The following is a 22,055-nucleotide window of genomic DNA, read 5'->3' on the forward strand; positions in this document are numbered from 1 at the left end:
TTTAAATTCACTTTTACATTCATTCTGATCAAGGTATGAAAAAGATAGCTTCTGCACATTTGGAAGTTGCAGTGATCCTTGTATATAATGAAAGGGACACACTCGGTTGCACATGCAACCAATTCGCTGTCACAAGCTTACTATCATAATATTAAATGACTAGCTGGAGGTTCATTTATGAAGCCACATGCATCTTCTTCTTTAATCTGGAGGATCACAAGTATTGCCTCCATTGTTGCTACTGTGTTGCTGATTGGCGGCTTTGTGTACGCCATCAAGGACGTAGTGAACCCGGTTGGTAGCACGTATAGTGCCAGTGAATCGGACGGCACCACACAGACGACAGGCAATTCGGCAGCAAGCACTGTTCCACCTCTGTCAGATGGTGTACGTGTCGTTGCTCTTGGCGATTCGCTGGCAAAAGGAACGGGCGATGACGATGGGAGCGGATTTGTCCGTCGTACGGTTGATCTGTTGCAGCAGAAGGGCGTTAGCGCTAAGCTCGTATCCAATCTAGGCATCAATGGACAGAAAACAGAGCAGGTGCTATCTTCACTCGATCAAGCTGGCGTTAAGCATGCGCTACAGCAAGCGAATCTGATCCTGCTGTCTGTCGGTGCGAATGACCTGTTCAACGGCGGCGAAGCGCTGGGTAATTTGCAGCAGCAAACACCGGATGCCAGTCAGATGCTCAAAAATGCACCGGAAACGGCTGCACGCTTAAAGCAAATTTTGACTCGTTTACGTGAAATCAATCCAGATGCACAGATTATTTACCTCGGATTGTACAATCCATTTGGCGATCTACAGGAGCTTCGCGTGCCAGGCAATCAAGCTGTTACCTCATGGAATACATCGGTGATGGACATTATTAACAAGCAGCCACACATGATGCTTATCCCTACCTTTGACCTGTTCCAGAACAATTTGAATCAATACCTGTCCTCTGATCATTTTCATCCTAACGGTACAGGCTACGAACAGATTGCTGAGCGTGTCGTACAAAGTCTTCAATAGATAGGAGCAGTAGCTCTCATATTGATCCCATAATATCCGTTGATGAAGGTGGAAGGAGCCCTATATGATGAAAAAAACAACATCCGAGCAGTCCGCAACGCTCGCTCCGTCAACGGAAGCGAACGGTAGTGGAGCCGTACAGGAGCACGAGATCGTTCTGTCTGCCGAACATGTAAAAAAGAAAATCGGCAAGCGCTGGATTATTAAAGACGTAACCTTTACTGTGCGTGCAGGTGAAATCTTTGGCTTTCTCGGGCCAAACGGGGCAGGGAAGACGACAACGATTCGGATGCTCGTCGATCTGATTCGACCGACAGAAGGCAAAATTATGATTTGCGGCTATGATGTAAATCGTGAGCCAGAAAAGGCGCTCGCCTATGTTGGCTCGATCGTTGAGAATCCCGAAATGTATCCCTATCTGACGGGCTGGGAGAATCTACAGCATTTTGCCCGCATGCAGCCCGGTGTAGATGAGCGCCGCATTCAGGAAGTGACTGAGATTGTTCGGCTGGATGAACGGATTCACGATAAAGTGAGCAAGTATTCACTGGGGATGCGCCAGCGGCTAGGCATTGCGCAGGCATTGCTTGGTCGACCACGCCTGCTTATTTTGGATGAGCCGACGAATGGTCTTGACCCGAAAGGCATTCGGGATATGCGTCTGTTCATTCGTGAGCTGGCAGCGCAGGGAATGGCTGTATTCGTATCCAGTCATTTGTTAAGTGAGATTCAGTTATTGTGTGACCGCGTTGCCATCGTTGGTAGTGGACGAGTGATGGCGGTAGGCAGTGTGGAGGAACTGGTCGAGGATAAGGAGCATCTGGTCATCTGGGAGCTGGCGGAGTCGGAGCGTGGTGCAGCATTACTCGGCTCGTTATCCGGTATTAGCGTGCTGGATCATAATGAAGCACATCTGGATAATGACACCGCTGCTTCGCTAACTGCGAATAGTATTATCACCCGTACACCGGAGGAGCAAATTCCTGTCGCGATCCGCGAGCTGGTGCAGGCTGGAATTGCTGTGCATAATGTGCGCAAACTAAATCCTACCCTGGAGCAACTGTTCCTCGGCATAACGGAGGGTGAGACGATTGAATAGCATCTGGCCGCTCGTCCAAAATGAAACGATCAAAATTATTAAAAAGAAACGCTTCTATGTTGTACTGCTCGTGCTACTTGTGCTCGTACCGATGTTCACCTATGCGTCGATGCGTGAAGCACAGGAGAATCGCTCCAAATTCGGAGACGACTGGCGAGTGGAGCTACAGCAGGCGATTACCGATAATCAGAACTCGCTCGGCAGTGATCGGGTACCAGAGGAATGGAAAAAGTACCGCCGTATCTTTATCCAGCAGATGCAGTATTATTTGCAAAATGATGTGAACCCGAATGAGCCAGGTGGCGTTACCTTTACGAGAGAGTTTCTGGATAACTCCAGCAGCCTGTTCATTCCACTTCTTATTATGACCATCGCATCGGATCTCGTTTCCGGTGAGCGTACAGGCGGTACGATCAAAATGCTGCTGACGCGGCCTGTAAGGCGATGGAAAATTTTGCTGAGCAAGCTGATCACCTTAACGATGTTCACATCCCTGATTGTCATATCCACGTTTATTATTTGTTATGGTATATCCGGGCTTGTCTTCGGTTATTCTGGTTTTACGATGCCCGTATTCACAGGCTTTCAGCCAAGTGATGCGGGGGTGAATATGGACACCGTGCATGCGGTGGATCAGTGGCAATTTATTTTGATGCAAATGGGACTGATCTGGTTTGTTGGTCTATGTGTCGGCTTGCTTGCCTTTATGGTGTCGGTGCTGGTACGCAGTACGGCTGCCAGTATCGTTATTATGATGGCGGCGCTGATCGCCGGTACAATTTTGACGAATATGGCGTCCTCCTGGGCAAGCGCGAAGTATCTGTTCATGGTGAATCTGGGTCTGACCAACTATCTGTCTGGCAGCCCGGCTCCGATCGATGGCATGACATTGCCATTCTCGCTCACTGTGCTCGCAATCTGGGCTGCCGTGTCGCTGGTCGTTTCGTTTGCTGTATTTACGAAGCGAGATGTGCTGAATTAACAGTTGTTCGGTAGATGAGAGTGCATAGGAGAGCTGTGCTCGTAAGCGGAATGTATTAAAAGTAAAAGATACAATAGCAGGCATATGCACATCGTAGCTAAAAGTGGCATTCCGCTACTGTGGATCATATGTGGTAATGGAAAATCACCGTTCACGAAGATTCATTTCTTTGCGAACGGTGATTTTGTATATAGCCCCTATATTCAATAACATTTGCTTTACGAATAGCAGCATTTGAATTAGAATAGATAGAGTAAATGGAAACATGTGTTTGCATTTTTGGTATCGTGCTAGTGAATATGCTAGATTTGTACCTATAAAACACATGCGAAGCCTGCCTGTTTGTGGTATGCTGAACAACGTTTAAGCGAACGACACGGGCATCAGATCGTGCAACATCGCGTGGATCGGCTTATTGTGCTGCTAGTCTAGCGTAATTGCGGAGTAACCATTATACTTACTAAAGCGTAGTACCAACAGCACGTAGCCATATTGCAATGAAAGAAGGGGGACCTTGAATGGTCGAACAGATTGATTCTTTAACCAATTCATCCCGTGGCGTGAATCCACAGCCATCCGGGTATGATGCTGACGACATTCAGGTGCTTGAAGGGCTTGTCGCCGTACGTAAACGTCCGGGGATGTATATCGGTAGTACAAGCTCGTCCGGACTGCATCATCTTGTCTGGGAGATTGTGGACAATGCAGTCGACGAGCATCTGGCAAAATACTGCAATAAGATTGAAATCAGCCTCAATAAAGACGGTTCTGTAACCGTACACGATAACGGCCGGGGTATTCCTACAGGTATGCACAAAAGTGGCATTCCGACGCCTCAGGTCGTGTTTACCATTTTGCACGCCGGCGGTAAATTTGGCGGCGGTGGATACAAGAAATCCGGCGGTCTGCACGGCGTTGGTGCATCGGTAACGAATGCATTGTCCGAGTGGCTGGAGGTCGAGATTTTCCGTGATGGTCTAATCCATCGTCAACGTTTTGAATACTGGGCGGATAAGAAGGGCAAGGAGCATGTTGGTGAGCCGGTAACCGGATTGGAAGAGGTCGGGAAGACCAAGCAAACTGGTACACGCGTCACCTTCAAACCGGATATTCGTGTATTCCAGAATGGTATTGCTCTGAACTATGATACGCTGGCAGAGCGCTTGCAGGAGATTGCGTTCCTGAACTCCGGGCTTGAGATTCTGCTAAGCGATCAGCGTAATGACAAGGCGGATCGCTTCTACTATGAAGGCGGGGCCAGTCAGTTCGTAGAATTTTTAAATGAAGGCAAAGACGTGCTGCATGATGTGATTCATTTCAGTGCAGAGCGTGAAGATATTGAGGTAGAGGTCGCGTTGCAATACAATGCGGGATACACGGAGACGATCGCTTCCTTTGTTAACTCCATTCCAACACGCGGTGGCGGTACGCATGAGACAGGCTTCAAAACAGCCTATACGCGTATTTTGAACGACTATGCTCGTAAAAATGCTATGATCAAGGAAAAGGACAAAAACCTTGAAGGCGGCGATCTACGTGAAGGCATGATGGCAGTCATCAGCGTGAAGATGGCTGAGGTCGAGTTCGTCGGTCAAACGAAAGACCAGCTCGGTAGCTCATCTGCACGCGGGATTGTAGATGCCGTCGTAGCTGAAAATATGCAGCGTTTTCTGGAAGAGAATCCACAGGTAAGCCAGAAGCTGATCAAAAAGGCGATTCAGGCTTCCCGTGCTCGTGAAGCGGCACGTAAAGCGCGCGATGATATGCGTAGCGGACGTAAGCGTAGCGAAAGCTCGAACCTGAACGGTAAGCTCAGCCCAGCTCAATCGAAGGATTTCTCCAAAAACGAACTGTTTATCGTCGAAGGGGATTCCGCTGGTGGCTCAGCCAAGCAGGGACGTGACTCCAAAATTCAGGCGATTCTTCCTCTCAAAGGGAAGCCGATGAACCCGGAAAAAGCGAAGCTTGCAGACGTGATGAAAAATGAGGAATATCGTGCTATCACCTCCGCAATTGGTGCAGGAATCGGTACTGAATTTGCAGTGGAGGATAGCAACTATTCCAAAATTATTATTATGACGGATGCCGATACCGATGGCGCGCACATTCAGGTGCTGCTGTTAACGTTCTTTTATCGGTATATGAAGCCGCTGATCGATACCGGACGTGTGTATATCGCCCAGCCGCCACTGTACAAGATTACACAGCGTTCGGGTAAAAAGACCAATGAACGTTACGTATGGACAGATGAGCAGCTGGAGCAATCACTCAAGGAATTTGGCAAAAATGTGGAATTGCAGCGTTACAAAGGATTGGGTGAGATGAATCCAGAGCAGCTGTGGGAAACGACGATGAATCCAGAATCGCGCACCTTACTTCAAGTGCAGATTGAGGATGCTGCGAAGGCAGAGCGCCGTGTCTCCACCTTGATGGGTGATAAAGTAGACCCGCGTAAACGCTGGATTGTCGAAAATGTAGATTTTACTGAATATGTAGAATAAGCAGTCAGCATGAACAATAGATCGCAAAGCTAGCAATACACATCGAGCTGCTGTAGTTGCAAATGGGAATGGGACGACCTCTTAGGATGGATGTGTTCATTCCTTTTTGCACGCCAGCAGCTTTTGATCACAATCCGGCATGACCGGAGGGTAAGGTAAGGTGAACGGATGGCTACTAATGAACAATATATGCCGGCGTTTCTAGAAGAAGTCGTCGGTGACCGATTCGGTCGGTATTCCAAATACATTATTCAAGATCGGGCGATCCCCGATGTACGCGATGGTCTGAAGCCTGTACAGCGTCGTATTCTGTATGCGATGTACGAATCGGGTAACACGCCGGACAAAGGCTATCGCAAATCAGCGAAAACAGTCGGTGACGTGATGGGTAACTATCACCCGCATGGTGATTCGTCGATCTACGATGGTATGGTACGTATGGCACAGCCATGGAAAATGGGACATACACTCGTTGATGGACATGGAAACTGGGGTTCACCAGATGATGATCCAGCAGCAGCAATGCGTTATACCGAAGCGCGTTTATCTTCGATTGCGATGGAGATTTTGCGTGATATTGATCGTAACACTGTGCAATTCAAGGATAACTTCGATAATACCGCACAGGAACCGATGGTATTACCTGCACGCTATCCGAACCTGCTCGTTAACGGCGTAAGTGGTATTTCCTCTGGTTTTGCAACAGAGATTCCACCGCATAATTTGCAGGAGGTTATCGATGCGTGTATCGCCCTGATGGAAAATCCAGCGATGGAGCTGGATGAGCTGATGAACTATGTTAAAGGCCCGGACTTTCCAACAGGCGGCATCATTATGGGTGGCTCAGGCATTCGCGAAGCGTACGAATCCGGTAAAGGTCGGATCTATGTACGTGCGAAGACAGAGATTGAGACACTTCGTGGTGGTAAGCAGCAGATCGTCATTACGGAGATTCCGTACCAGGTCGTTAAGGTTCGCCTTGTAACGGCGATGGAAAACCTGCGTCTGGAGAAAAAGGTGGAAGGTATTGCCGAAGTGCGTGATGAGAGCGGACGCGATGGCTTGCGTATCGTCGTCGAGCTAAAAAAGGATGCCGATGCAGAAGGCATACTGGCATTTTTGCTGAAAAAGACCGATCTACAGGTGAATTACAACTTTAATATGGTAGCGATCGTGAATAAGGCGCCACAGCAGCTGGGCTTGAAGGGCATTTTGCAAGCCTATATTGCCCATCAGCGTGAAGTCGTTACACGTCGTACGCAATATGATCTGGACAAGCTGGAAGCGCGTGCTCATGTGCTGGAAGGTCTGGCAAAAGCACTGAATGTACTGGATGAAGTGATTGCTGCGATCAAAGCCTCGAATAATCGTCAGGATGCACATCAGAATTTGCAATGGATGTTTGGCTTAACCGAGCGTCAATCCGATGCTATTCTAAGCCTGCAACTGTATCGTTTGACCAATCTGGAAATTAATCAGGTCGAGAAAGAACTGGCTGATATTCAGAAAAAGATCAAGACGCTGCAAGCGATTTTGGATAGCGATAAAAAGCTGATCGGTGTGATCAAAAAAGAACTGATGGAGAGCCATGAGCGCTTCGGCATCAATCGCCGTTCGGAAATTCGCGATGAAGTCGAGGAGCTGAAGGTGAACCTGGAGGTTATGGTGAACTCCGAGGATGTGCTGGTAACCTTGTCGAATGATGGCTACATCAAGCGTACAAGTATGCTATCCTTCACACGTTCCGGTGCAGAGCGTAGCGGTTCTGGCGCGAAGGAAGACGACTTTATCCGCGAGGTGCTCGACGTGAACACGCTGGACAACCTGCTCGTCTTCACACAGCGCGGTCAATATTTTGTATTGCCTGTACACCAGATTCCAGATTTCAAATGGAAGGATAACGGGACAGCGATCGTTAACGTGATCTCGATGACACGCGAAGATCGAATCGTTGGTATTCTTCCGGTACGTAATCTGGAGCAGGAAACAGGCAGTCTGGTGTTTGTGACCAAGCGTGGTCAGGTCAAACGTACCGAGGTCAAGGATTATGCAACCAAGCGCTCTGGCGCTGTGGCTGCCTGCAAGCTCGGTGAAGGCGATGAGGTATTGTCAGTAACAAGAGGTGAGCAAGCACGAGATCTGATGTTGATTACGAAAAATGGAATGAGCATTCGCTTCCGAGCCGAAGAAGTGAGCACGATGGGTCGTGTATCGACAGGGGTACGTGGTATCCAGCTCGTAGACGATGATGAGGTCGTCACCTCACTATGGGTTGATGGTGAAGAGGATGGACAGCTGATGGTTATGACCGATCTAGGTTATGCTAAGCGTACATCGATGCTACAATATCAAACGCAAAGCCGTGGCGGTAAAGGTGTATCGACCTTTGAGCTGAAGGAAGGTAAACGTGTTAAACCCAATGGCAATCGTATCATTGCCGCTTATGTATGCCGTGATCACCGTTCCTTTATCGCGATCACACCACCGAATCGCACGATTCCATTTAGCAGTAAACAAGCTTTGCAAACCGATGAACGTCGACATGTGGGCAAGTCGATTATCACACTCGATCGTAATGATACTATTATTGCGGTGCTGGAGGATTTGTCGACGAATAGCACTGAGTCTTAATAGATAGAAGGAATTTTTATTCCTCCTGTGCTATAAATTTTCAAAATGGATATTACGATATTGCTCCTATTCGTATCAAGCCGTTGAGATGATATAGGGCAATCTATTGAGACTAAACGAATGATATTCAAAGAAACCTATAAAGAAACCTATTAAATAAATGACGTTAAATAATTGATGTTAAATGAAGAAGCTAGTTCTTCCGATACGGAATGAACGGGCTTCTTCATTTTGTAGTTTCTCTTCATCTTGTAGCTTCTTTACCATGTATATAGTTGAATTTTCATAAAACTACCTCTAGCGAAACGGATAGGATACCAACTGTAAAATGCTAACTATAAAATACAAACTATAAAATACGAACGAATTACCTTCATTGGATCATTACTTCAACCCGTATATTATCGGATCACCCGAGCTATTACTAAAAGCCTAATCCAGAAATATTTAAGCTTCTGCGCCAAATGACCAGTGCAAAATCGTATATACATTACAGCAATCGGGTACATTTTCGGGCACCGTCTCTACAAAATAAAATTGATGGTATGCCCATTTATCCGGGTTATAGATTAGCAGTTGACCCTGATGGTGTGAAGCGAACGGTTCAAGTCCCTGTGTTTGAAGATGTCTAGCAATTGCATCGGGCACTTCTTGTAAAGAGCGTGCTGGCTGAATCGAGCCAATATATTCGATAACATAGCGCGCCTGCTGTAAACGCTCTGCTGTTAATGTCAAGTGGCGTCCCTTATTATCACGCTGTGACTCGGATTGTGCTGGAATAGATGCTTGAGATAAAGGTAGCTCCATCGGAATACCAATCTGTACATGCTGCCAGCCAAATGATTGTAAAATCGAATCATACGGCCCATCAAATAAAAAGGAATGGATACCATCCTGATAATTCCATACATAAAGTGGACAATAGCTATTCGATAATTGACCGTAGGAACCTTTTACACTGACCAAATAAGCTTTGAATAACAGCCCCGCATAGCCATCTGTCTTGTGACCATTTTGCTGGACACGATCATAAATAATATTCATATCATAATCAGCAGGTAGTTGAATAGTATATTGCATTCCAATCATACATAAGCTCCTTTAGTGATCCATAATATGTTACTCTACAAGCTGGTCAGCGCTGTCTGACTTGTAGCCTTATTGTACAGCCACAGACAAAGAGCTGTATAATGATTAGAAATGAGTAGGGGTATCATTAAAAGTGATGCCCTGATCCAATGAATGCCTCGACGGATAGAATAGCGTGATCTTCTTTCAATCATCATTTATTTAATAAGGATGAGGGCACATTGGCTGTTAGATCACACGCTGCGTATCGAAGCTATTGACGCCTAACGATTACGATCGAGGAAGCAATGATATAGACAGGAAGGAGCAGGCAGATTGGAATTGAATGATCTAGTCATCTTTCGCCATGTCGCTCGGCTTGGTTCGATGTCTGCTGCTGCTCATGCACTGGGCTACGTGCAGTCTAATATTACGACACGAGTGCGCAGGCTGGAGCAGGAGCTACATACGGAACTATTTATACGTACACCACGTGGTGTGCAGCTATTGCCGGCGGGTGAGCGGTTATTGGTGTATGCTGATCGCATGGTAGACCTGATGGAGCAGGCACAGGCAGAATTTCGATCCGTTACTGCGGCAAAAACGATTGCGCCGCTTCGAATTGGAGCCACCTTTACGATTACATCGGGCTATTTAACTGAAGCGATTATTAATGGAGAATTGGCGCTAGAGGTATACACACGTTCCTCGCGGGAGTTAATTGTTATGTTGCTCGCTGGTGAATTAGATGGAATTTTATTAAATCGTGCGTGGCAGGATCAACCGGAGCAAGCGATTTGCCAGTTTATGATACAGGAAAATATAGGCTGGACGATGCCGATAGCTTCTTTTGCCAAGCGTTCAGTGACGGCAGCAGAGAAGAAAAGTTTACCCGAACAGCTACTTGATTATCCTGTACTGGTTATGCGGGATACGGATTGTCCGTATCATCAGGCTACACTCGACTATATTGATCGTTATCCTGAATATGTATGGAATATTCGTCATGTCGATTCTCTGGATACGCTGCTGACATTGATCCGTCATGGTCAGGGTGTCGCTATTTTGCCCCAACGTATCGCACAGCAAGCCGATCAGACGACTTATATGAGCTGGCAGCCGCTTTTACTGGCTGGTAAGCAGCCTGTTCATGTACAGATTGCTTATTATGAGTGTAAACGTAATGATAATGACATAGAGGCTACAGCAGAGGTAGGTACTAATGCAGTCACAGCGAATAACCGGAACGATTGCGATCACACATCGACGAAATCAAAATCAAATACGTCTGAGAACCAGGTAGCCAGTGCAATTGCAGATCAACTGCTACAGAGCAACATCACAACTACAAAGTGTACACCAGATGCTATGAAAATCGAACCGATTCAAGCAGTCACCAATGAGAGCGGTATCCATGTGTTGAAAAAGCTACTGCTTCATGTGAGCAGCGATATTGAAAAGCAGCATAAGTAGAAAGGTTGTTAGACATAGAAAAAATAGGAATGCTAGAAGTATATAGAACACAAAAATAGAAGACTCCTAAAAATCACTACAGTTCCATGAGCACTAAACTCTCTAAATGCTCTAAATGCTCTAAATGCTCTAAATGCTCTATTACCCTTCTACTTATTTCTGCACAAATAACGCTAATCCAACCTAAAACCCCTTCAAATCAAAAAGCCTTCACCAGAGAGCATGGAATGCGACATATCATGATGTCAGTCTTATTCCATAGCATCCTCTGTGAAGGCTATTTTCATTTCATTCTATTAAATATTAAATACTAAAATCAGCATTATATTCCGATCAGCTTAATCCAGCTCATATTCCAATCGCTTTGCAAGCTGATCATAAAGCGCTTCTGACCACTGTGTCCACGGCTTGGTGCGTGGTGGAAGTGAGATAATACTCACCAGCTCATCTTTAACCGGATGCGGAGCGGAGGCTAGCACGGACCATAGGGCAAGCTGCTCGCCAGGGCGATTCAGACCACTACCATAACGCTGGTCACCAAATAGTGGATGTCCAGCATGTGCCATCTGCACACGAATCTGGTGTGAGCGTCCAGTATGCAGCTTGATGAGTACGAGTGACAGATTGGCTTGTTGATCTGTAGCCAGCACCTCGTAATCCAGCACTGCATCTTTGCCGCCTGCTGTTCCGGGAGCTACCACCGTAGAGGTGTTTGTACGCGAATTTTTTAGCAGGGTATCCTTGAGTGTTGCCTGTGAACGAGCAGGGATACCTCGCAATACAGCCACGTATCGTTTGCCAAGCTTACCGCTACGCACGGAGTCCGATAGGCGTGAAGCCCCTTTGGACGTTTTGGCAAACAGCATCGCACCACCTACCGGACGATCCAGACGATGCACCAGACCGAGGAATACATTACCTTCCTTCTGGTGGCGCTGCTTCAAGTCCTGCTTGATCAGAGTCAGCATATCCGCATCTCCAGTGTCATCTGCCTGCGAAGGGACGTTCACTGGCTTTACCACACCAATCACATGATTGTCCTCATATAGCACGGGAACGATTATATTGGCTACTGTATGAGTCGATGACGAATAAGAATCCATGATATCAAGATCAGTAGGCTCTGTTTCATGCTGCGGCTGTGTTGCTGCGCTAGAAGCTCTGAGCTTTTTATCTCCACCTGCTCGCTTCGTCATCTGCTGACGATTGGAACGACCGTGTGCTGCTGTAGCATTAGAATCGGTTGATCGAGCAGCAGGCTGATTTCCTTTGCGTGTCTTCGGCCGCGAAGAACGCTGTTCCTGACCATTGCCAGAGCGAGTTCCAGACTGTTGATCACTATGCCTTACAGGCTTGGTGGATCGACCGCCTTGCATACGATCGTCTGTCGACTGCTTGCTACGAGAGCGAGCAGTCGAGCTGGTTGAATTACTGTTTCGCGAGCTACTGCCATGATTGCTCCGGCGCTTGCCTTTGCTGCCGGCAGCTTCCCGTCCGGAGCGGGAAGAACGGGAATTCATTCTTCCTTAGCTCTCCCAGCGTCCAAGAATACCGCATGGCAGCACCATACCGGAATTAGTGATTGGCAGACCAATCTCGCCGGAAGAGATCGTACCACCGAAGCGTTGCTTGAGCGTCATATTCAAAATATTGGACAGCACGGTTGGTGCAAGCCCGGTTGTGTAGGAATTAATCAGCATGAATAGCGGTTGATCGGACATGATCGACATGCACGATTCAAGGAACGGATACAGACTTTGCTCCAGCTTCCACATTTCGCCGCCTGGGCCACGTCCATAAGATGGAGGGTCCATAATGATCGCATCGTATTTGTTACCACGACGCTGTTCACGCTGTACAAATTTGAATACATCGTCCGTAATAAAACGAACTGGACGATCGCCAATACCGGACAGTTGATGATTTTCTTTTGCCCACTGCACCATACCTTTAGCAGCGTCGACATGAACGACTTCAGCGCCAGCCGACGAAGCTGCTACCGTAGCGCCACCAGTGTAAGCAAACAGATTCAGTACCGAGATTGGACGGTTTGCCTGCGCGATTTTGTTCATCATCCATGCCCAGTTCGCCGCCTGCTCAGGGAATAGGCCGGTATGCTTGAAGTTGGTTGGCTTGATGTGGAATTTCAGCTTCTGGAAGCCCAGCTCCCAGCGCTCAGGGATTTTACGTTTCCATTCCCATTCGCCACCACCCGAAGAGCTGCGATGATAGTGTCCGTGCACCTGACTCCAACGTGGGTCATTGCCTGTTTTAGGCCAGATAATCTGTGGGTCTGGACGACGCAGCAAAATGTCGCCCCAGCGCTCCAGACGCTCGCCGTCGCCTGTATCGATTAATTCATAGTCTTTCCATTGATCTGCAATATACATTGTCTAACCATCCTTATATTTAATTTTCACCGATTTACCGTTTGGATCACTCATCTACATATACGTAATATACGTAAAATCAGGGATATGTGCAGCCCGAGGCTATCTATGCTCCGTTATGGTTCACCGCATTCCATTGTACAACAACCGCATGTTCGGCGCCATACGAACCGCTCAAATCATGATGGAAACCTGCATATTTGTCCATCTATAACTGGAAAATAACCTGGTAGAGGGGTATACTTGAATTACGCATTTATGCAATGGTTATGGAAATTGTATGCAAAGGATCACCTCACCTATCGGTCACATGTACAGATCAGCATGAACATAAGTAGACTTTACTGAGATTCAGGAGGGAAGCATATGCCTGGAGAAAGGTCGACATTAACATCATTGTTGCTTGTCGTTGGCGTGATTGTAGCTTTAGTAGTGATTTATCAATTCGTACCGGATACACTCAAAATTTTATCGGGACTTAGCTGGTTTTTCGCGCCAGCAGGTATCGGTTATGTATTATGGCATGGAGAGAAGCAAAAGCAGAAGCGTTGGCTGGAGCGCCAGCTTGTTCGTGTAGCAGCAGGTAATCAGAATCGACTTACACCAAAGGAAGTATCGATGATGACCACCATGACAATGTTTCAAGCAGGACGATTACTGGAGGATATGCAGCGCCGTGGATTAGTGCGTCTCGTGATGACGGAATACGGAGAATATGTATATGAGTTCTGGCAATTGCCACCCTATGGCTCGGGTATGGCTTCGCGCTCCTTCTAATTGAGAATGGGATCATCCTCTATAGAAGCTATGGATAACGAATCGGACAATAATGGATAGAAATGGACTGCAATAGGCAGACGTTTCTATCCTTTTTTTATATGCAGATTGACTATGTTGAAATGCTCCAATCCCTTGTACTGCCTGGGCTAATCGTATTGGGGGAGCCAGTGCAACATCGCTGTCTAGTACGCATCCCTGATCGAATAAATAAAAAATTCAAATAAAATGTTGACAATGATAATCATTATCAATTATGATGTTCACAGAGAAACCGACGAGAGAAAGAAAGCACACAGGAGGATCGCTATGCCGAAATTTTTAGTAGTGTTCGCCAGCCTGACCGGGAATACCGAAGAGATGGCCGACCTGATCGTAGAGGGCATTCAATCTGCTGGCGCAGAGGTGGATGTGAAGCAATCGATGGATGTGGATGCCGATGTTTTGCTAGCGTATGACGCATTCATTCTGGGAGCTTATACGTGGGGTGACGGCGAGCTGCCAGACGAATTCCTTGATTTTTATGAGGATATGGACGAGCTTGATCTAGCAGGCAAAAAGGCAGCTGTATTTGGAAGCGGCGATACTGCTTATGATCAGTTCGCAGCAGCGGTTGACCTGCTGGCGGATAAGCTCAAGGAGCGCGGTGCCGAGCTGGTACAGGAAAGCCTCAAAATTGAGCTTAATCCTTCGACAGAAGATAAGGATGTCTGCCGTAACTTCGGTAAACATTTCGCTGGCGCTGTCATTAGCGTCGTATAACGAGTCTTATAACGAATAGCAGCAGGTAAAGTCCGGAAGCAGGTGAATGAAGAAGTGAGTACATCGATAACAGCCCAGGAGCCATTTGTGCTTCATGATTATAACCTGGAGGATTGGCTACGTCAGACCTATGGTGAACAGCCATCCAGAGCCACAGCAACCAGACAGCTCACCTGGAAGCAACGTGTATTATATGCAGCCGGTCATGCGATCAATGCGTATTACACGCTCTCACCGGAGTTACGCGAGGTAAGTAATATCGCAAAGCTGGTGGATCTGCGCTGGCCCAGACGTCCAGTCGGCTTCGATAGTGAAGCTCACTACTGGCACACGAAGGATGCGGTAGTTGCGAATCTGACAGCACTACTACAAGATAATCAACCAGCCGCTTATCCGGTGATGTTATATGAACAGCAGCAGGTTGTTGTGCCTGAACTGCGTACAGAGCTGTCGCTTATTTTCCAGATGATGTGGCAAGCATCCTGGACAACAGCGCAACCGGGCGATGAACCATCCGGACACAAGAGCCTGATTGTCCAGAAGTTTTTCTGGGAGCGTGAGCCCCATTTGGAAGAAGCGTTTATTCATCTGAGTAATGTGTTTTGCCGGACTGCCTTTGGCTGTGTGCCGGAGCGAATCGATATGTTTTACCTATCAGATGGAACGGTGCAGCGTCATGTTCCTCATATGAAGGATGTGGCAGCATCGATCGATTATCTGGATTTGCTTCGGCATGCCGTCCCAGGCGGAAATCGTCTCTGTGCTTGTTGTAGAGCGAACGCTGGTACGGCAGTAGCCCTTGCTCCAAGCTGGAGCCTTAGTTAGGTGAAAGAGGACGGTATCAAAATCCCCCATCATTTTGATGCTAGCGCCTTTTCACATAGATGGACCACATGAACGAACATACGGCCTTCTCCTTTGCAGGAGATCAGGACTGTTGAACCGTCTGTCCCAGTCATGTACAGAATGTTCAGCAGTTCTGCAAAAAAGCGTTTATCCTACGGCGGACCGGACCTCCACCAATAGGATAAACGCTTTTTTCGTTAGGTTGTTATACATGTTATGCAGGTTGGTCATGGATGGCTAACATCATATTCTCTGTTAACCGTCCGAGACCATATTCCCCTTCAGTTTCATTCCATTCATTTTAACTTCATGTCATTTCAAGTCTGTGGTAACTCATATTCATAATAATCCTGTATATCCTGCTGGACGAAGCCACAGGATTCATAGAGATGTAAGGCTCGCGGATTCGTCGCAGAGACATCGAGCCATACGTGATTGCCTCGTGCATGCTCCTGTAATGCCACCTGTCGCAGCGCACTACGTCCAATCCCATGTCCACGCAGTGCTGGATCCACAGCAAAGCCGTAGATCCAGCTATGCTCATCCTGACGATCAATTTCAATCTTGCCTACGGCTAATCCACTATGTTCAATGACGAGCATGATTTTGGTAAGCGAACGAGATGGGCTGGCCAGTGCAGCAATAGTAGAAAATTCCGAAATACCAAATGCGTCCGCATCCAGGCGTGCCCACAGATCGGTATCCTCTTCCCGAAAGCGTCGTAGCTGGGCAATCTCTTTGCCTTCGAACTGTCCTAGTAAGGAATGCTCTCCATGCTCCAGCTTCATCGAATATTCCGTGCTATCGAGTCTGGCATGGTGGCTTTGCACCCATTGCTGCCCTGCGATAGAGTTGTGCGGTGTATTGAATAAAACGCGATTCATCCGTGTGATCGCCTCGCTCCCTATGGCTTGCTGCCATAGCCTGGAAAAGTGGCCCTGACGTCGATACTCTGGATGCGTCATACCGCATACTTCTATTTTTCTACCGAACCCGTACAAAGCTAGAAAAGATACGAGCTTACCCTCCTCATAGCTAAAAAAATCCTCCTGCATACCTGGTGAACGATGCTTTAGCATATCCCAATTCAGCTTGAGGGTAATGCCGTCATGCTGTTCACATGTATGCTGAAGCTCTAAAATATCGGATAACTGACTCAGTTTTAACATGGGGATAACCTCTTTTCTAAATATAAAAGGATGGAGGCGATATAAAAGGATGGAAGCGCATGGAATATGGAATATACAGTTCAGATGATCCTGTACACCTATATCATGCAAGTAAGCGCAGGCACATATAGGGTCTGCTGCATCGCCTGTCAAATCGTCATAGCATATAACATAGAGGTATACCCTGGTGTCTCTCTATCTTATCACCGTTAGATATTTTTTCAAAATAATACCAGAGCTCAGTGTATACGCAAAAATCCGCAGCCCCTAATCGGAACCACGGATTTTACTTGTTGCTAGTAGCAATATAAATGATATTAATATCGTAATGATCGTCATGCTCCATGCGAGCTGCATATTTCCTGCATCTACCGCAAAATAGATCGCTGTAGGTAGCGTTTGCGTTTTGCCCGGGATGTTACCAGCAACCATCAGCGTAGCACCAAATTCACCAAGCGCACGCGCAAAGCCAAGCACAAATCCCGTGACAAGTGAACGCCACGCCAGTGGCAATACCATAAACCATAACACCTGTAGCTCATTGGCACCCTGCGAGCGAGCCGATTCCAGCACCTCGCGATTCACAAGAGCGAAGCCTGTCTTGAGCGCTTGATATACCAGTGGAAAAGCAACAACGACCGCTGCAATCACCGCTCCTGTAACGCTAAATACAATCGGCTGATGAGTGAGCCATTCCGCAGCCTGACCGATCCAGCTTCGTCTACCGAGAATCGTAAGCAGGATCAAGCCGACAACAGAAGGAGGCAGCACGAGCGGTAGCATGAACAGTGTTTCTACAATAATTTGACCCGGAAAATGCACACGATTCATCCATAGTGCTGCCAACGTAGCGAGTATAAATACAATCACGCTGGATAGACAGGCAATCTGAAGCGAGAGGGTGACGGGAAACCCAACGGCTTCCCATGACCAGACCATACTCATGAACCAGCGGCTGCCTTGTTAAAGCCATACTTGGCGAACACATCAAGTGCTTCCTGTGTTTGCAAATACGCGTAGAATAAGGCAGCATCCTCGCGATGCGTAGTGGATGATAGCACGCCGATTGGGTAAACGATAGGATCGTGACTGTCTTCACTTGCCGTAAAGGCGATTTTCACACCTTGCGATTCCAAAGCATCCGTTTTATATACAAAGCCGGCATCTGCATTCCCGGTTTCTACATAGGACAGCACCTGCTTTACGTCCTTCGTCTGTACAAGCTTGGGTTGGAGAGTATCCCATTCACCGGATTTTTCCAGTACTTGCTTGGCATACATACCGACAGGCACAGATTCCGGTGTACCGATCGCGAGACGCTTGATGCTGTCTCCTTTTAGATCGGCGATTGAGGTTATAGAGGTAGTGCTGTCTTTAGGTACAACCAGCACGAGTTCATTGGTCAGCAGATTGACCGTACGATCCGCAGAGATTAGTTTTTCATCGACAAGTGCTTTCATTTGCTTACTGCCAGCGGATAAGAACAGATCAGCGGGAGCGCCCTGTTCGATTTGCTTTTGCAGGGTGCCGGAAGCGCCGAAGTTAAAGGTTAATATTACATTCGGATATTTTTTCGCATACAGCGCCTGAATTTCTTTTAGGCTATCTGTCAGGCTGGCAGCAGCAGAGATAGTCAGCTCGACGGGCTGATTGTTACCGCTCGGATTGCCTGTGGAGCTGGATGCACCGGATGAACCTGGATTCCCAGCAGAGCAAGCGCTGAGTAATACAGTCAGCATCAGTAGGATCAACATAGGCATAACCGGGCGAGTGAAGCGGGATACGATTCCTCCTGTACGAGAGGAAGATGAAGAGTAATTCATGATAAGCCCCCTAAACAATATAATCGATATTTATGTAGTTCAATATAACCAAACGCTGTACTAAATCATACAGGATAACACTAATTATATCTAGTTATAATTAAGTGGTTTAAATATTTAGTTTTACGAATTGAATTAAAGACAGGTGACGGTTAAGATAAATATACGCTGAGTAAGCTATGTTTATTTACTCGGTTCAATACAACTTCACTATAGCTTTAATGTAGCTTCAATCATGATATCCATCTATTCAAAAATATATATAATCGCCAAATGGCATAGATTACAGAGGAAAGGGGTCATTTATGAGCGAACAAATATCCTATACGACCGAAGAGATCGCACGGCTATTAAAGGTATCCAAGCTGACCGTGTATGATCTGATCAAAAAAGGAGAGCTGCCTGCCTATCGCGTGGGCAAGCAGATGCGGATCGATCACGATGATCTGGAGATGTACAAGCAGCGGGCAAAGGATGGTATGCTGCGTGAGCAAGCAGGACAGCTTCAGCTGCGTGAGCTACAAAATGATACACTGGCTCATCCACCAGACATTGGGATGGCGCCCGATGCTGCCGACCGTTTATATCCTGCGCAGCATCCACCTCAAGAGCCCACTGCGGCTTCACCTGCATTCGTGCATGCCGCTTATGCAAGACCGGAAGAGATTTTACGCAATATTGGTACAGTGCAGCCGGTAACCGAAGAGCCGCTTATGCCGCCATCCGGTATGCGTCCGCTCGTCATCACCGGTCAGGATACCAGTCTTGATTTGTTGGCGCGTTATATGGAAAAGGATGGTCGTTTTCGTGCATTGCGCTCCTTTGCTGGCAGTATGGATAGCCTTGTATCGATGTATATGGGGCATTCGGACATTGTGAGCACACATCTGTATGACGGAGAGACAGGCGAATATAATTTACCCTATGTGCGCAAGCTGCTCGTATCGCGTTCATTTACAGTGATTAATCTGGTATCAAGGCGAGCGGGATTGTATGTACAGCGCGGTAACCCGAAGCGTATTAATAGCTGGAAGCAGCTTGGACAGACAGGCATTCGTCTGGCGAATCGTGAGCGTGGAGCGGGTGCGCGTGTATTGCTGGATGAGCAGCTTCGTTTAAATGGGATTCGTCCATCTACATTACGCGGTTATGATCGAGAGGAAACCTCGCATATCGCTGTCGCCGCACGTATTGCAGCAGGTGAAGCCGATGTGGGAGTCGGTAGTGAGAAGGCGGCTGCGATGGTAGGGATCGAATTTGTTCCACTTGCTGTTGAGCGCTATGATCTGGTGGTTTTGAATCGTCCAGAGCATGCAGAATGGATTGCGTTACTTAAACGGACACTGCAATCCGATGAGTTTAAGCGTGAGCTGCAAGCGATTGGCGGCTATGATCTGTCGAGAACGGGAGAGATCATTTACGAAACGGATTATTAAGGAAAGAAGCGATAAGGCTAAATAAAATAAGCAGAGCTTGAATCAAGTCATCAATGATTCCATAAAAAAGCCATTCCTGAAGCTGCCTGGCAGCATACTACGATGTCTATAACATACATCGAGATGCAACGGACAGAAGGAATGGCTTTTTTATGTTCATATTCGTATATCTGCAATATCTAAATCCTTGAATCCAACTATCAGGCACGTGAATCGAATGGCTCGATCGTTACCGGGCTTTGTTCATTCATGGAGCCTTCATACGCTTTTTGCGCATAGGCGATGCGCTGATGCGTGAGTGGCGTCTGCTCATACTGGCTATGCAGTACTTTAAAGTCTGCCATATTTTCATAATTAACAGTAGAAATAGCCGCTGGCTTGCTAACTGTATGATGAGAAGGAACCTTCTCCATCATTTGTTCAAATTGAACATCGCTTTGTGTATTAGCAGCAGTGCGCTTTTGCTGAGCGTATTTCTCTTGTTGCTCCGCACGCTTTTCAAAAATTTGTCTCGTATAATAGGCGAGATCGGCTGTAATTTTGCGTACAGCTTCAATCGGATTGACTCTCATAATCTAATCACTCCTTTACCGCTCCTGCATATCGGATTCAGGACGGTTCATTTCCGGTAGCCTTTACATGCCAGAGGACGTAAAGCGTACATATGCTTTATATCGGCACAAGCATCGTTTTGTATTACCCGATCATCCCTATGCTCACGCTAAGCATTAATTTTCGGCAGAATGACTCCAGTTAAGCATAGCATAGTCCATTACTGAGAACCATCAAGCCGGGCTGGTTAGTAAAGTCTTTTTAACGATGATGAACAGAATAGAAGGTAGTCATGACAGCGAGGTAAGCTGTAAGACTGGATTATAGATTGACGTAGGTAGCGACAGTGGATATAATAACTATGTGTTATTAACAAAATGATAATATATAACTGAAGTCTAATTATTATAATAGTAAGATTCACTTTATATTCAGCAACAAGCAGGTGTCATTGCTGAAAGGAATATCGACAGGAGGTTTGTGTATGGGTGAAAAGGATCATGAGCAGTCTTCTTCATTTGCCGAATCAGGGGAGCGTCTGGATCAGCGAGGGTGGAATGAACAGCAGTATTTGGAGCAGTATGATGTTAGTGCATTTGAACGTCCTTCGGTTACTGCGGATATGTTGATTTTTACGATTTTGGATGAGCAGCAGGATAATTACCGCAAGCTGCCTGAAAAGTCGCTTCATCTGATGATGGTACAGCGCGGAGAGCATCCCTACCTGGGCTGGTGGGCATTGCCGGGTGGTTTTGTCGGCATGAAGGAAAGTCTGGATGAAGCGGCGGCACGTGAGCTACGTACGGAGACCGGGCTGGATGGCATTTATATGGAGCAGTTGTACACCTGGGGAGCGGTAGATCGTGATCCACGTACGCGAGTGATTAGTACGGCGTACATGGCACTTGCGGATTCGACCAGTCAGCAGATCCAGGCTGGTGACGATGCACAGGATGCACGCTGGTTCAAGCTTGGTTATCGGGTGCTTCAGGAGAAAAAAGTTCATATGGAGGGCGGATGCAGGCTGGAGCGCGATGTGCAGGTTGAGTTAACACATCAGGATATTCGTCTGACAGGTACGGTTCGAGTGACACGCACATATCACGGTACACTAATCGGTGAACAATGGCAGGTTCTTAGCAGTGAAGGAATTGCATTTGATCATGTACAGATGATTGCGTATGGATTGGAGCGACTGCGCAGCAAGATCGAGTATACGGATATTGCGTTTAATCTGATGCCACCGCTGTTTACGTTATCTGCCTTACAGCAGGTGTATGAGATCGTGCTGGGCAAAGAATTACTAGCCCCAGCCTTCCGCCGTAAAATGGCACCGCGAGTCATCGCGACGAATGAGTATACAAAGGATGCAGGTCATCGACCGTCTCAGCTTTATCGCTATCGTCCAGAATGGGAAGTATAGAGGGGAAATATAGATTGGTAGTAACAATAGAATGAGCCGCATAGCAACATCTCGGGATCATAGCAGTTAATAGCTGCTATAACTAGCACGACACATGAAAGAGTAT

18 protein-coding genes are annotated in these 22,055 nt (G+C 47.0%); 11 read left to right on the forward strand and 7 right to left on the reverse strand.

The window, feature by feature from the left end:
• Nucleotides 1–177: 177 nt before the first annotated feature.
• From IEX62_RS10710 to gyrA, 5 genes are all read left to right on the forward strand, one after another.
• Complete coding sequence (locus IEX62_RS10710) at nt 178–1,017, forward strand: GDSL-type esterase/lipase family protein (protein WP_188775494.1); 840 nt, start codon at nt 178–180, stop codon at nt 1,015–1,017.
• Between the two features lie 64 nt (nt 1,018–1,081).
• Complete coding sequence (locus tag IEX62_RS10715; protein ID WP_188775495.1) at nt 1,082–2,116, forward strand: ABC transporter ATP-binding protein; 1,035 nt, start codon at nt 1,082–1,084, stop codon at nt 2,114–2,116.
• Nucleotides 2,109–3,098 carry an ABC transporter permease gene (locus IEX62_RS10720; protein ID WP_188775496.1) on the forward strand — a complete coding sequence of 330 codons (990 nt, stop codon included), beginning with the start codon at nt 2,109–2,111 and terminating at the stop codon, nt 3,096–3,098. The genes IEX62_RS10715 and IEX62_RS10720 overlap by 8 nt, the downstream gene beginning before the upstream one ends.
• Nucleotides 3,099–3,616: 518 nt before the next feature.
• Nucleotides 3,617–5,599 (forward strand): DNA topoisomerase IV subunit B, encoded by a 1,983-nt coding sequence (gene parE / locus IEX62_RS10725; RefSeq protein ID WP_188775497.1) that lies wholly within the window; start codon nt 3,617–3,619, stop codon nt 5,597–5,599.
• Nucleotides 5,600–5,767: 168 nt separating this feature from the next.
• On the forward strand, nt 5,768–8,230 hold the full coding sequence (gene gyrA / locus IEX62_RS10730) for a DNA gyrase subunit A (protein WP_188775498.1): 2,463 nt from the start codon (nt 5,768–5,770) through the stop codon (nt 8,228–8,230).
• A gap of 447 nt (nt 8,231–8,677) precedes the next feature.
• On the opposite strand, the gene IEX62_RS10735 is transcribed toward gyrA, so the two are convergent.
• On the reverse strand, nt 8,678–9,319 hold the full coding sequence (locus IEX62_RS10735; RefSeq protein WP_188775499.1) for a DUF4865 family protein: 642 nt from the start codon (nt 9,317–9,319) through the stop codon (nt 8,678–8,680).
• Nucleotides 9,320–9,634: 315 nt separating this feature from the next.
• Between IEX62_RS10735 and IEX62_RS10740 the strand changes: the two genes are divergently transcribed.
• Entirely contained in the window at nt 9,635–10,771 is a 1,137-nt protein-coding gene (locus tag IEX62_RS10740) for a LysR family transcriptional regulator (RefSeq protein ID WP_188775500.1), read from the forward strand.
• A 338-nt stretch (nt 10,772–11,109) separates the two neighbouring features.
• Here IEX62_RS10740 and IEX62_RS10745 read toward each other — a convergent pair whose 3' ends face one another.
• A complete protein-coding gene (locus IEX62_RS10745; protein WP_188775624.1) occupies nt 11,110–11,874 on the reverse strand; it encodes an RluA family pseudouridine synthase in 765 nt (254 codons plus the stop codon).
• A gap of 423 nt (nt 11,875–12,297) precedes the next feature.
• Nucleotides 12,298–13,161, reverse strand: a complete 864-nt coding sequence (locus tag IEX62_RS10750) for a class I SAM-dependent methyltransferase (protein ID WP_188775501.1) — start codon at nt 13,159–13,161, stop codon at nt 12,298–12,300.
• Nucleotides 13,162–13,527: 366 nt separating this feature from the next.
• Here IEX62_RS10750 and IEX62_RS10755 point away from each other — a divergent pair, with 366 nt between their 5' ends.
• The 3 genes from IEX62_RS10755 to IEX62_RS10765 all read left to right on the forward strand — a co-directional run bounded on the left by IEX62_RS10755 (nt 13,528) and on the right by IEX62_RS10765 (nt 15,525).
• Nucleotides 13,528–13,938 (forward strand): hypothetical protein, encoded by a 411-nt coding sequence (locus tag IEX62_RS10755; RefSeq protein ID WP_188775502.1) that lies wholly within the window; start codon nt 13,528–13,530, stop codon nt 13,936–13,938.
• 309 nt (nt 13,939–14,247) lie between these two features.
• Nucleotides 14,248–14,700, forward strand: coding sequence for a flavodoxin (locus IEX62_RS10760; RefSeq protein ID WP_188775503.1), 453 nt, complete (start codon nt 14,248–14,250; stop codon nt 14,698–14,700).
• 54 nt (nt 14,701–14,754) lie between these two features.
• Nucleotides 14,755–15,525 (forward strand): hypothetical protein, encoded by a 771-nt coding sequence (locus IEX62_RS10765; protein WP_188775504.1) that lies wholly within the window; start codon nt 14,755–14,757, stop codon nt 15,523–15,525.
• 338 nt (nt 15,526–15,863) lie between these two features.
• Here IEX62_RS10765 and IEX62_RS10770 read toward each other — a convergent pair whose 3' ends face one another.
• From IEX62_RS10770 to modA, 3 genes are all read right to left on the reverse strand, one after another.
• Nucleotides 15,864–16,715 (reverse strand): GNAT family N-acetyltransferase, encoded by an 852-nt coding sequence (locus tag IEX62_RS10770; protein WP_188775505.1) that lies wholly within the window; start codon nt 16,713–16,715, stop codon nt 15,864–15,866.
• Between the two features lie 267 nt (nt 16,716–16,982).
• Entirely contained in the window at nt 16,983–17,660 is a 678-nt protein-coding gene (gene modB / locus IEX62_RS10775; protein ID WP_188775506.1) for a molybdate ABC transporter permease subunit, read from the reverse strand.
• Nucleotides 17,657–18,538: a molybdate ABC transporter substrate-binding protein gene (gene modA / locus IEX62_RS10780; protein ID WP_373289117.1), complete on the reverse strand. Its 882-nt coding sequence runs from the start codon at nt 18,536–18,538 to the stop codon at nt 17,657–17,659. Before modA ends, modB begins: the two co-directional genes overlap by 4 nt.
• Before the next feature lie 305 nt (nt 18,539–18,843).
• Between modA and IEX62_RS10785 the strand changes: the two genes are divergently transcribed.
• A complete protein-coding gene (locus IEX62_RS10785; protein WP_188775507.1) occupies nt 18,844–19,974 on the forward strand; it encodes a helix-turn-helix transcriptional regulator in 1,131 nt (376 codons plus the stop codon).
• Nucleotides 19,975–20,174: 200 nt separating this feature from the next.
• Here the strand turns inward: IEX62_RS10785 and IEX62_RS10790 are convergent, their stop codons facing one another.
• Complete coding sequence (locus IEX62_RS10790) at nt 20,175–20,546, reverse strand: hypothetical protein (protein WP_188775508.1); 372 nt, start codon at nt 20,544–20,546, stop codon at nt 20,175–20,177.
• 464 nt (nt 20,547–21,010) lie between these two features.
• Here IEX62_RS10790 and IEX62_RS10795 point away from each other — a divergent pair, with 464 nt between their 5' ends.
• Nucleotides 21,011–21,949, forward strand: a complete 939-nt coding sequence (locus tag IEX62_RS10795) for an NUDIX hydrolase (RefSeq protein ID WP_188775509.1) — start codon at nt 21,011–21,013, stop codon at nt 21,947–21,949.
• Nucleotides 21,950–22,055: the final 106 nt, after the last annotated feature.

The sequence above is a fragment of the Paenibacillus hunanensis genome (assembly GCF_014645615.1).
GTDB classification, from domain to species: Bacteria; Bacillota; Bacilli; order Paenibacillales; family Paenibacillaceae; genus Saccharibacillus; species Saccharibacillus hunanensis.

Coding starts and splice junctions, on each gene's coding strand:
- IEX62_RS10710 (WP_188775494.1), top strand. CDS start 178: ATGAAGCCACATGCATCTTCTTCTTTAATCTGGAGGATCACAAGTATT.
- IEX62_RS10715 (WP_188775495.1), top strand. CDS start 1,082: ATGATGAAAAAAACAACATCCGAGCAGTCCGCAACGCTCGCTCCGTCA.
- parE (WP_188775497.1), top strand. CDS start 3,617: ATGGTCGAACAGATTGATTCTTTAACCAATTCATCCCGTGGCGTGAAT.
- gyrA (WP_188775498.1), top strand. CDS start 5,768: ATGGCTACTAATGAACAATATATGCCGGCGTTTCTAGAAGAAGTCGTC.
- IEX62_RS10735 (WP_188775499.1), bottom strand. CDS start 9,319: ATGATTGGAATGCAATATACTATTCAACTACCTGCTGATTATGATATG.
- IEX62_RS10745 (WP_188775624.1), bottom strand. CDS start 11,874: ATGGATTCTTATTCGTCATCGACTCATACAGTAGCCAATATAATCGTT.
- IEX62_RS10750 (WP_188775501.1), bottom strand. CDS start 13,161: ATGTATATTGCAGATCAATGGAAAGACTATGAATTAATCGATACAGGC.
- IEX62_RS10755 (WP_188775502.1), top strand. CDS start 13,528: ATGCCTGGAGAAAGGTCGACATTAACATCATTGTTGCTTGTCGTTGGC.
- IEX62_RS10760 (WP_188775503.1), top strand. CDS start 14,248: ATGCCGAAATTTTTAGTAGTGTTCGCCAGCCTGACCGGGAATACCGAA.
- IEX62_RS10770 (WP_188775505.1), bottom strand. CDS start 16,715: ATGTTAAAACTGAGTCAGTTATCCGATATTTTAGAGCTTCAGCATACA.
- modB (WP_188775506.1), bottom strand. CDS start 17,660: ATGAGTATGGTCTGGTCATGGGAAGCCGTTGGGTTTCCCGTCACCCTC.
- modA (WP_373289117.1), bottom strand. CDS start 18,538: ATGAATTACTCTTCATCTTCCTCTCGTACAGGAGGAATCGTATCCCGC.
- IEX62_RS10785 (WP_188775507.1), top strand. CDS start 18,844: ATGAGCGAACAAATATCCTATACGACCGAAGAGATCGCACGGCTATTA.
- IEX62_RS10790 (WP_188775508.1), bottom strand. CDS start 20,546: ATGAGAGTCAATCCGATTGAAGCTGTACGCAAAATTACAGCCGATCTC.
- IEX62_RS10795 (WP_188775509.1), top strand. CDS start 21,011: ATGGGTGAAAAGGATCATGAGCAGTCTTCTTCATTTGCCGAATCAGGG.